A 9,971-nucleotide genomic window follows, 5' to 3' on the forward strand; every position below is an offset into this window, starting at 1 on the left:
CCCGAGGCTAAGCTAGCGCTTACCCCTATAACGAAGCCCTGAACTAGCCTCAGTAGACCAATTGTTCTGGCCTCCGGAGACCTTCTAGCTCGCATATACGTTTACCCACCTCCTCATTCGTATGTGCACCTCTGAGGCGTTCCAAGAGTGAGAACCACTTCAAGCCCCTCCCCTCGACCGGTATCCAACTCCCCATCCATTCCATCATGTCCGCCACCCTTCTCCTCTCCATGAATATGGCCAGCGTCCCCTCCGGTATCTCGAGACCCCAAGATGCCCACTTCTTGACCAGACCCTCGTAGCCCCTGGCGTGCGTCGTCGCCATGACCCTGAGACCTGATGAATGGGCGAGCTCGAAAGCCTCGGCCTGTTCCTTAGTGAGTACCTCTCCCAAGAACACCAGATCTGGGTTCCTATGGAGAAGGAACCTTATGAAGTCCAGTTTTCCATGTGGGATCTCATAAGGGCTGTGATGCATTCCATATATGCTCAGGTCCTCGATCTCTCTAACCTCCTCGACGCTTATCAACCTCCAATCCCTCGGGAGCGTTGCCAGGAGCGCATTGGCCAACGTAGTCTTCCCAACCCCCGTCCTTCCGAATATTAGCAGGGGTCGACCTGTCTCCAGACTCTCAAGAGCCAAACTGGCCTCATCCTCGCTTATCGTTCCGAGCTCTATGAGTCTGGGGAGACTCAGCTTACTCATAGCGCTGAGATTCCTGATATCCAAGGCCCCCCTAGAGCTTGGGGGCACGTCAAGGGCTATGCGAAACTTATGGTCAGCCAGAGCAAGATCTACCTCAGCTAGGCTCCTTCTGAAGTCGAATCCAGAGTTAGGATCAGCCTCTACGAATGTGATGAGCTTTCTCATGTCCTCCTCATCCAATACGTAATTCTCAACCCTTATCCTACCGTAAACGATGTGCTCAATCACTAGGTTCCTGCCAAGCTGAGCGTAAGCTTCAGTGCAGTCTTCTGCCATCAGAATGGCCAGCACGGGCCATAGCTTCGTTGACCTAAGAGCGGATTCCAGGGCGAGTTCCTCCTTTACCTTCTCATCTACCTTAAAGTCTCTCAGCAGCTCCATCGCTCTTTCAACTCTGAGAATTACACTCTTCCATATGAGATCCCCCTGATCGGAGTAAGATGATGGATAAATTCCCCTGAGCATCCTAGCCAATATCTGAGCCTGAACCAGGGTTCCGTTGACGCAGCTCCTAGGATAGACCCTAGCCGAGTATCCATCCCTGGTCCTCTCGATCAACTTAAGCACTCCCCCAGGAAACTCGATCGATGGAGCCTCCGGAAGCTCGCATTTCGCTTCAATCCCGGAACTTGAGCTGGTGGCCCTCAACTTAACGATGAATCCCAACCTTCTCAGGGGCCTCGGAGCGTTGTCCATTGCGAGGAGGAGCTCCCTGACCACTCCCCTGAAGATCCTTGAATTTTTTATGCACTGAGCCCTTATTCCCCACTTTTTTGGCTCTCCGAAACTCACTCTGAGGGCCTTATTCTTGTACCTCCTCAAGAGCTCCTCCGCTACCTGACTCGCCCTCTCCTCCCCTAGATCTAGCAGCATGGGCGCTCACCACCGCCGCTGATAGGAAGATAATCCCCAGCAAGAGGAAGGGTATGTTCGGAACGTTCCCGTAAGCCTCAACCTTGTAGCTCATGGTTCCATCCCCATGTATCATTATCGAAGGTCTTGATGCCATGAAGAGGCTCCTATCGGTGGCGCAATGGATCCTATAATACTCTCCGAGATTCTCCACTGCGATGCTCAAAGCCTTCATGTTCCTCAGCTCATAAACCTCAACCTCATCCCCTCGGACCTCTAGGACGTAATCGCCCCGGGTCGCCGGTATTATGACACCTACATCGCTTATGCGATAGCTCCCGCTTAGCTCCGAGCTCCCTTCCCTGAGCTTGAAGCTGACATCACCTCTGGCCACTATCATGGGCTGCCCCACGTTGAGCGTAAGCTCTCTTCCCGAACCCAGAAGTTCGGCGTTGATGTTGTAGGCTGAGATGCAAGGTGTGGAGTTAACCATAAGCAGCAGGTGGCTGGCGTTGCACTGAAGGAGCTCGTAAGTGCCCCTCTCCACGACACCTTCCCTCTCCCATAGGAGGGGAGGGAATGACAGTGAGGACAGCACGAAAAGGACACCGAGCATGAGGGGGACTAGCTCCCTGAGCCTCATCCCGCAACCCTCCTCTTAGCTATGAGGAGCAGCAGGGGCAGTGTTAGTGCAAGATATGTCAATATAAACCAATTTTCATTTTTATTATCACCTATAGTGATGCATGATGGTTTAAATATTTCTATAGATCTGGACTCCTCAGCAAATTCTGCGGGGAGGGACCGCGGCTCCTCAGGAGGCTTCTCCCTCTCCCTGACCGCTAGCTTCCTCGTAACCACCCTAAGCTTATCCCCCTCCCTGTAAGTGAACTTGATAGTCCATGAACCCAGCTTATCCACATTGAAATGAGTCTTATGCGCCACCGTGCTCACAATAACTTTCCCGTCTGGATCTATCACCTCCAGTAGTCCTCTGGCCTCCGTAATGACATTAGCAGTGACTTCGTCCCCTAAGGCAGGATCCTCCGGCTCAACCTCTATGCTGGCATTCAGCTCCTTCGGGTTCTGAGGCTTCACCGATTTGCCGTCATTCTCGCCCATCATTACACCGGTGAATGTTTCTGTCTCAGTAATGCCAGCGGAAGTTACGCCATCCGAGCTCCGATCCGCAATCGTGGGAGTTTCGGTTTCCCCCGAGCCGACGCCGGAATTGCCGCTGGGGATCCCCGAGCCATCGCTTGGTCTCGGACCGCCACCGGAGCCGCCAGTTGAATCTCCGCCGGATCCCCCTCCCTTGACCTCAACGCTCATCACCACCTCCTTGCTCGCTCCATCACTATCAACCGCCAAGGCCCTCACCTCGAGGATCCCTGGGACCCTGGGGGTGTACTCGAAGATTCCCGTTCCATCGAACACGCTTTCACCCACTTGAGTCCTCACCCTCAGGCCGGGGGCGTCATCCCTCGCACTCACGCTGATAGTTATCCTCTCTCCAACGCTCACCTCCCTCTTGTCAACGCTCAAGCTGAGCTCAGGCTCCTGGTTGATCAAGTGGAAGGAGGCTGAGAGCTCATCCTCTCCGTCGACGTCCCTTGCTGACGCATGCACACGATGACTCCCGGCCTTCAGATCAGCGGGCACCTCAACGAGGTTCTCCCCCCTGCCCAGCGGGAAGCTCGAATCATCCAAACTGATGCTACCGCTCACATCGTCACCATCCTCCTCGCTCACGAACACCCTGAAGATATCTCCCCTCCTGAGCTCGCTAGGCACATCAGCATTTATCCTTGGCCTGGATCCTTGAAGGGTGACGGTCAAGCTCCTGCTCTTTGAATCCGTCACCCCAGCATAGCTTTTCGTCACAGTGACCTCAACCTCCATCTGACCAGCCGGATTGTTCCTGAGATCGTAGTCTATTGTGACCTCAAAGCTCCCTTGGGAGGATCTCTGGAGCGTGTAGCTCCTACCGCCGAAGCTCGCAATCGCGCTCAAAGTTCCCCTACCATCATCTATGGGGCCCAATCCCGTGGCCCTTACGGTCAGGCTCCCCCGCTTGGGTAGGATTCTGGGGTCAGCTGAGACCGAGAAGGATGGGACACTCACTATATATGCCGCGCCGGAGCTCTTGCTTAGGGGACCTGTACTCCCAGGGATATCTCCAGGCCCGCAGGCTGGTCCTTGACAACTCCCGGTCGCGGTTATACGAAACTCCCCTCCAGGGACGTCATTCACGGTGCAATAACCATGCTTGTCCTCGCTGGAGCTATCGGTGTATGTCCTATCCCCGTTGACGCAGCTCACCCCCACGCTGCAAGATCCGCCGCACTCACAGCCTCCATTGATCTCGGCATGGAAGTCCACCCTCTGCCCCGGTTTCACGGCCGCAGGAACGCTCGCTCTCAGGGAGATGTCTCCCCAGCACCTATTGCAGGAGACCTGCTGCAGGAGCGGGAATAGCAGCAAGCATAGGAGGAAAAACACGTATGGGTATGGGAGACGCATGGGCACCCGTGAAATGATTGCAGATATTCCCTCATATATTAGTAAAATTTGTGAAAGTTTTTCCCGAGCATGTAACTCTCATTGTGCCCTCTTATCCCCTCAACTCCCCCGTCCCACCCCTCGGGTAGGCAGCTGAGAGTGGTGCGGCCGCCGGGATTTGAACCCGGGTCTGGGGCGTGGCAGGCCCCCATCCTGTCCAGGCTAGACTACGGCCGCTGAGTGGGGGATCTATCAACACTATTTAAGCTTGACCTTCAATCAGCGAGGGATGATCACGGTGGTGCTGGCCGAATCCTCGCTCACCAGGGTCCCTGATTGGGCTAAAAGTAATGAGGTAGCTTCTACTTACAGAAAGGTTTATGGTAGGTTTTATGACGTTCTAGACGTAAATGCCTTGCCTCCCAGGGTGAGGAGAAAGGTTCCCGAGAAGGCTGGGAGGCCCGATATAGTGCACAGGTCACTTCTAGCGGTGACGGATCACCCTCTCTACCTCATGGGCAAGGTTAAGTTGTACATGCACACCTTAGATGGGAGGATCTTCAGCTTCTCCCCCTCCGTCAGACTGCCCAGGAATTACGTCAGGTTCTTGGGTCTCATGGAGGGCTTACTGGGGAGGGGATGGATCGGGAAGAGTGAACGCTCGGCTTTGGTGAGGGAGGTTACCATCGGGCTCGAGGAGCTGGCCAGCGGATCCGTGCTCCTGGATGAGGAGGGAAATCTCATGGATCCGATGGAGTTCCTTAGGGGGATGAGGGATGCTGCGTTCATCGTCGGTGGATTCCCGCGTGGGGAGTTCTCCGAAGAGGTCAAGAGGCTAGCCTACTGTAGGCTCTCCCTTTACGAGGGATCCCTCTCCTCATCGGCTGCCGTATCTATGTTATTAAGTTACGCCTACTACATCGAGGTGTGGGACGCAAAGCGAGGAGTAAAGCAAGAGAGAGGGAGATAGCCTCACAGCGAGTGAGGAGACTTCTTCAGCTCGCCGATGAGATCTACAGGAGGGATAAAGCGCTAGCTATATCCTATGGAGATCTTGCCAGGAGGATTGCGATGCGCTCACGGGTCAGGATACCTAAGGAGTGGAGATGGAGGTTCTGCAGACATTGTAAGAAGCTACTTTATCCCGGAGTGAACATGAGCGTCCGAGCGAGATCTAGGAGAATGCCTCACTTGGTTATCAGGTGCTATGAGTGCGGCGGGGTGAGCAGGCGCCCCTACTGATGTGGGGTGCAAGGTTTTATATGTGGCTCGTAGCAATGCGTGAGGGGAAATGCCCACGGCCAGGGATGTTAGAGCGGACCTCCTGATAGAGAGGCTCAAGGAGGAGTTGAAGAAGTACGATGGAATAAAGCCGCCGGATTGGGCCTACTACACTAAGACGGGCTCCCATAAGGAGAGGCCTCCTCTGCAGGAGGATTGGTGGTACATAAGGGCTGCCTCGATCCTCAGAACACTCTACCTGAGGGGAGAGCCTGTCGGCGTGGAGAGGCTACGCACCAAGTACGGTGGAAGGAAGAAGAGAGGGGTTAGACCGGAGAGGTTCGCTAAGGGAAGCGGACATGTCATAAGGTTGATACTCCAGCAGCTAGAATCCCTAGGTCTGGTGGAGAAGGTGGAGGGAAGGGGGAGGAGGATATCCCCCGCTGGCGTGTCGTTGCTGGACAGGATAGCCGGTCAGATAATCAGAGAGTTGGATATAGTCCCTGGGAAGGTGACGCCACCATGAGCGAGGACGAGGCGCTGAGGAGGATACAAGAGAAGCTGATGGCTGAGATGAGCGAGAGGAGGAGTAGAGAGGAGGAAGCCCTCAGGGAGCTTCAGAGGATAGATGCCATAGTGAAGTCCCTGCTAACTGCAGATGCCTGGCAGAGATTGAAGAGAGTTGAGCTGGTGAAACCGGAGCTCGCTAACGAGGTCAAGCTTTATCTGATCCAGCTCTACTCGGCTGGTAAGCTAGCCAGGAAGATCACGGATGAGGAGCTAAAGGCCCTCCTGGCTAGCCTATCTGAGAGGGAAAGGAGGGATTTCAACATAAGGGTTGTTTGAGGGGTGATATTATGGCTTCCCAGAGGCTCCTGAGTAGCAAGCTCAGGTATGCGAGCGTCATGAAGAGCGACAAGAGGATGCCCTCTTGGGTCTACGTGAAGACTAACAGGAGGGTCAGAGGAAGACCCAGGAGGAATTGGAGGAGAAGCAGGCTTCAGCTTTGATGGGGTGATTGCATGGCTGAGCTTGTTTTCAGTTTCAATATAGGTACTCTCCTGAGGGCTAAGTATCCTGCTAAGAAGAGAGCTGCTAGGGCCGTCAAGATGGTGAGGGAGCTCGTCAGGAGGCACGCCAAGCTCCGGGATTATGATATAAGGGTTAGACCCGAGCTCAACGAGCTCCTATGGAGCAGGGGCTCATCGAACCCCCCGGGAAGGGTAAGAGTGAGGGTCGTGATAGATGAGGATGAGAAGGTCGCAACGATATGGCCGGCATGAGTGATCAGGATGGTTGTCCTGAGGGCCAAGGTGTTCGGCAGTTCCAACCTCGGAATATATCTCAGAGTGGCTGGGAAGTACCTGCTGGCTCCTAGGGGGGCTGGCTCTTCCCTTAGGAACCTAGCCGAGAGGTTGGGCCTGAGCGTCTTTGAGACCAGCGTTTACGAGAGTAGGATGATCGGTGTACTGACCGCTGCAAACAGCAAGGCCCTGCTTCTTCCTCCTCTCGTCTCGGAGAGCGAGCTAAGATACCTCAGGGATTCCTTGGATATGGATGTCCACGCGCTGCCCACCTTCAAGCTGACGGCTCTAGGGAATGATATAATAGCCAACGATTACGGTGCCGTCGTCCATCCCGGCTTCACCGATCAGGAGCTGGAGATGATAAGCAAGCTCCTGGGAGTGAGGGTTAGGAGGGGCCGCGTTGGGGGTATCCCCGTGGTGGGCTCGCTAGTTGTTGCTAATAACTCCGGCTGCCTGATCTCGCCCTCGGCGGACGATTCAGAGCTCAAGGGAATCTCCGATACCTTAGGGGTTGAGTGCCTCAGGGGCACCGTGAACGATGGCCTGATTTACGTCAGGGTGGGCCTGGTGGCATCCGACTCCGGGGCCCTGGTGGGATTTCCGACCACCCTTATGGAGATGGAGAACATAGCAGAAGCGCTTAAAATAGAGCCCTGACAGATGCTGGGGTGATGACTTGAGCGAGGATAATCTGGCCTTCCTCCAATCCCTCTACAGGTACTTGCTGGATGAATACAATAGGCTCAACATACTCAGGAGCGACCTGGAGAGGAGCATAGAGACACTGAAGGCCCTTACTAAATCCAGTGAGGAGAACATAGGACCTCTCATACTCCCCATCTCCGCCTTCATCTCCCTAATAGTTGAGGCAGCTAAGGCCAAAGAGGTCCTGGTCCTCATGGGGGGAAACGTTTACGCGAAGATGGGCCCTGAGGAGGCCATAAAGCAGATGACGGAGAGGCTCGAGGAGGTGAACAGAAGCATAAGGGAGGTCACCAGCAACCTGGCTAAGGTTCAGGTGGAGCTGGAGAACGCTCAGAGGATGATGAAGCGTGCTAGGTAGTCTGATAGATAGACTGAGCTCCTTGGGCCTGGTCAAAAAAAGATGGAGTAGGAGGGACGTCCTCAGGGTATTCGAGGAGATGGAGATCGATCTCCTCTCCAGAGGATTCCCTCCATCAGTGCTCGAGATGGTGAAGGATGTTCTCTCATCAGAGATGGAAGGACTCGAGACCAAGGGCGATCCCAGGAGCGTGGTGAAGGACGTCTTCAGAAGATCCTTGCTCAAACTCGTGCCCACTCCCATCGAATTGAGCGATTTATCGGGCGGCAAGTCACTCTTCAAGGTGATCTTCTTTGGGTTCAACGGCGTTGGTAAGTCCCTGAGCATAGTCAAACTGGCCAAATACCTGCAGTCCGCTGGCGGCAGGGTTCTGGTCGTATCGGCAGACACTTACAGGGCCGCAGCCGGGGAGCAGCTCGAGGGTTACTGTAGATCGGCTGGGGTGAACTTGTTCAAGGGGAGAAGGGGGGCCGATCCCGCGGCCGTCTGCTTTGATGCTCTGGGCATGGCGTCGGCCCGCGGTTATACCCACCTGCTCATAGACACCGCCGGGAGGAACTACCTCAGCAGGAACCTGATAGATGAGCTCAGGAAGGTGGTCAGGGTGGTGGAGCCGGACCTGAGGGTTCTGGTACTGGATGGAGTTGCCGGTAACGATATACTCAATCAGTGCGACTCCTTCGGCGAGGTTGGGTTCGACGCAATAGTTGTGACTAAAGTAGATGCTGGCGGTCTGGTGGCCCCCCTTTTCGCCTCCATTCATTCCAGAAAACCGGTTCTTTTCCTAGGAAGCGGTCAGGGTCTCTCGGACATCTCCCCCTTCGATCCATCGAGGGCGGTAGAGGTTATATTGGGCTGACAGGTCCCGGTGCTGGTGGTCGCATGTCCTCTGCCAGGAGTTTGAGGGGTAGGAACCTCCTGACCCTGCTCGACCTGACGCCACTGGAGTTCAGATATCTCCTGAGAAGGTCTTGGGAGCACAAGTACGGATTAGCCCCTAAGGATCCCCTGAGGGGAAAGTACGTGGCTGGCATATTTGAGAAGCCCTCCACCAGGACTAGGGTCTCCATAAGCGTCGCCACATTCGACCTAGGCGGTGTCTTCATAGAGCTGCCCATCTCGAACCTTCAGATAGCTAGGGGTGAGAGCATAAGGGACACGGCTGAGGTGCTCAGCAGGTTCGTCCATGCCATAGCTGCCAGGGTCAAACTGCACTCGACCTTGGAGGAGCTCGCGAGATGGGCGAAGGTCCCGGTGATAAACCTGCTCAGCGACAAGTTCCATCCCCTCCAGGCGCTAGCCGATGTGTTCACGATACAGGAGTTCTTCGGGGACAGGAAGGTCAAGGTGGCTTTCCTGGGTGACGGCTCGGCCAACACGAATCATAGCCTGATGATAGCCTCCGCCCTCATGGGTTACGATTACTCAGTGGGGGCCCCCAGGGATTACTGGCCATCCGATGACGTGACGGGTAAGGTCAGGGAGATTATGGAGAGGACTGGTGGAAGCCTCACGATAACGGAGGACCCAGTTGAGGCTGTAAGGGGAGCTGATGTCATATATACGGACACTTGGAAGTCGATGGGCGTCGAGGATGTGGAGAAGAGGATGCAGGTGCTGCCCCCCTATCAAGTGAACTCTCAGCTGGTGAGCAAGGCCTCCCCTCACGTCAAGGTGATGCACTGCCAACCCTGGTACATAGGAGAGGAAATAACTGAGGAAGTAGCCTACGGTGAGCATTCAATAGCATTCGAGCAGGCCGAAAACAGGCTTCACACGGCCAAAGCAGTCTTAGAGGCCCTGTTGTCTTGATGTCTCACCACCAATTAAGTTTATATATGTGAGCACCCCCTATTTTGCCTGGCCCCAGCCCCCGGCGGGGGGTCCGAGTATGAAGGCTGCGCCTGACATATGAGGGCTCCCTTTCCGGCTGGGGTTACAGAAGTGGACTGTGGTTAGTTATGTGAGCGCGAGCTGAGGGCTCGTGCTCGAGAGAGTCCGGACGGTCCCACGAATGGTTGGGATTGCGGCCGTACTTCGAGACCGGTTGATCCTGCCGGAGGGAACCCCTATCGGGCTCGCACTAAGCCATGCGAGTCTGCTGGGAGCCCCTGCTCCCGGCGGCGCACGGCTCCGTAATACACGGTCAACCTGCCCTAGGGACCGGGATAACCTCGGGAAACTGAGGCTAATCCCGGATGGGGGTGGATTCCTGGAATGGGTCCACCCCGAAAGTAGGCGGGGGGAAGGCCCCGCTGAGGCCCTAGGATGGGACCGTGGCCTATCAGGTAGTAGGTGGGGTAACGGCCCACCTAGCCTA

General features: G+C 55.4%; 13 protein-coding genes, 1 tRNA gene and 1 rRNA gene. 11 read left to right on the plus strand and 4 right to left on the minus strand.

Annotated features, from left to right (window positions below; genetic code table 11):
• Window positions 1–49: 49 nt before the first annotated feature.
• From BA066_02310 to BA066_02325, 4 genes are all read right to left on the minus strand, one after another.
• Window positions 50–1,579 (minus strand): hypothetical protein, encoded by a 1,530-nt coding sequence (locus BA066_02310; protein ID RDD53855.1) that lies wholly within the window; start codon window positions 1,577–1,579, stop codon window positions 50–52.
• Window positions 1,509–2,201, minus strand: coding sequence for a hypothetical protein (locus BA066_02315; GenBank protein RDD53856.1), 693 nt, complete (start codon window positions 2,199–2,201; stop codon window positions 1,509–1,511). Before BA066_02315 ends, BA066_02310 begins: the two co-directional genes overlap by 71 nt.
• A complete protein-coding gene (locus BA066_02320) occupies window positions 2,198–4,081 on the minus strand; it encodes a hypothetical protein (GenBank protein ID RDD53857.1) in 1,884 nt (627 codons plus the stop codon). The genes BA066_02315 and BA066_02320 overlap by 4 nt, the downstream gene beginning before the upstream one ends.
• Window positions 4,082–4,220: 139 nt before the next feature.
• Window positions 4,221–4,297 (minus strand) — tRNA-Gly (locus BA066_02325).
• Between the two features lie 52 nt (window positions 4,298–4,349).
• Here BA066_02325 and BA066_02330 point away from each other — a divergent pair.
• The 11 genes from BA066_02330 to BA066_02380 form a co-directional block, all read left to right on the plus strand.
• The gene (locus BA066_02330; protein ID RDD53858.1) at window positions 4,350–5,030 is read left to right on the plus strand and encodes a hypothetical protein; all 681 of its coding nucleotides are present in this window, start codon (window positions 4,350–4,352) and stop codon (window positions 5,028–5,030) included.
• Window positions 4,928–5,302, plus strand: a complete 375-nt coding sequence (locus BA066_02335; protein ID RDD53859.1) for a ribonuclease P — start codon at window positions 4,928–4,930, stop codon at window positions 5,300–5,302. Before BA066_02330 ends, BA066_02335 begins: the two co-directional genes overlap by 103 nt.
• 49 nt (window positions 5,303–5,351) lie before the next feature.
• Window positions 5,352–5,807: a 30S ribosomal protein S19e gene (locus tag BA066_02340; GenBank protein RDD53860.1), complete on the plus strand. Its 456-nt coding sequence runs from the start codon at window positions 5,352–5,354 to the stop codon at window positions 5,805–5,807.
• On the plus strand, window positions 5,804–6,127 hold the full coding sequence (locus tag BA066_02345) for a hypothetical protein (protein ID RDD53861.1): 324 nt from the start codon (window positions 5,804–5,806) through the stop codon (window positions 6,125–6,127). Before BA066_02340 ends, BA066_02345 begins: the two co-directional genes overlap by 4 nt.
• A gap of 11 nt (window positions 6,128–6,138) precedes the next feature.
• Complete coding sequence (gene rpl39e / locus BA066_02350; GenBank protein ID RDD53862.1) at window positions 6,139–6,291, plus strand: 50S ribosomal protein L39e; 153 nt, start codon at window positions 6,139–6,141, stop codon at window positions 6,289–6,291.
• A gap of 12 nt (window positions 6,292–6,303) precedes the next feature.
• Complete coding sequence (locus BA066_02355) at window positions 6,304–6,564, plus strand: 50S ribosomal protein L31e (protein RDD53863.1); 261 nt, start codon at window positions 6,304–6,306, stop codon at window positions 6,562–6,564.
• Window positions 6,565–7,245 (plus strand): translation initiation factor IF-6, encoded by a 681-nt coding sequence (locus BA066_02360; protein ID RDD53864.1) that lies wholly within the window; start codon window positions 6,565–6,567, stop codon window positions 7,243–7,245.
• Between the two features lie 19 nt (window positions 7,246–7,264).
• Window positions 7,265–7,651: a hypothetical protein gene (locus BA066_02365; GenBank protein ID RDD53865.1), complete on the plus strand. Its 387-nt coding sequence runs from the start codon at window positions 7,265–7,267 to the stop codon at window positions 7,649–7,651.
• Window positions 7,641–8,510, plus strand: a complete 870-nt coding sequence (locus BA066_02370) for a signal recognition particle-docking protein FtsY (protein RDD53866.1) — start codon at window positions 7,641–7,643, stop codon at window positions 8,508–8,510. Before BA066_02365 ends, BA066_02370 begins: the two co-directional genes overlap by 11 nt.
• 23 nt (window positions 8,511–8,533) lie before the next feature.
• Entirely contained in the window at window positions 8,534–9,463 is a 930-nt protein-coding gene (gene argF / locus BA066_02375) for an ornithine carbamoyltransferase (protein RDD53867.1), read from the plus strand.
• Window positions 9,464–9,693: 230 nt separating this feature from the next.
• Window positions 9,694–9,971, plus strand: a 16S ribosomal RNA gene (locus BA066_02380); the annotation flags it as partial.

It is taken from the genome of Candidatus Korarchaeota archaeon NZ13-K, assembly GCA_003344655.1.
GTDB lineage: Archaea > Korarchaeota > Korarchaeia > Korarchaeales > Korarchaeaceae > Korarchaeum.

Excerpts from the sequence above, each read along its gene's own strand:
- BA066_02340 (RDD53860.1), top strand. The coding sequence starts at position 5,352 with ATGCCCACGGCCAGGGATGTTAGAGCGGACCTCCTGATAGAGAGGCTC.
- BA066_02310 (RDD53855.1), bottom strand. The coding sequence starts at position 1,579 with ATGCTGCTAGATCTAGGGGAGGAGAGGGCGAGTCAGGTAGCGGAGGAG.
- rpl39e (RDD53862.1), top strand. The coding sequence starts at position 6,139 with ATGGCTTCCCAGAGGCTCCTGAGTAGCAAGCTCAGGTATGCGAGCGTC.
- BA066_02330 (RDD53858.1), top strand. The coding sequence starts at position 4,350 with ATGATCACGGTGGTGCTGGCCGAATCCTCGCTCACCAGGGTCCCTGAT.
- argF (RDD53867.1), top strand. The coding sequence starts at position 8,534 with ATGTCCTCTGCCAGGAGTTTGAGGGGTAGGAACCTCCTGACCCTGCTC.
- BA066_02345 (RDD53861.1), top strand. The coding sequence starts at position 5,804 with ATGAGCGAGGACGAGGCGCTGAGGAGGATACAAGAGAAGCTGATGGCT.
- BA066_02315 (RDD53856.1), bottom strand. The coding sequence starts at position 2,201 with ATGAGGCTCAGGGAGCTAGTCCCCCTCATGCTCGGTGTCCTTTTCGTG.
- BA066_02355 (RDD53863.1), top strand. The coding sequence starts at position 6,304 with ATGGCTGAGCTTGTTTTCAGTTTCAATATAGGTACTCTCCTGAGGGCT.
- BA066_02320 (RDD53857.1), bottom strand. The coding sequence starts at position 4,081 with ATGCGTCTCCCATACCCATACGTGTTTTTCCTCCTATGCTTGCTGCTA.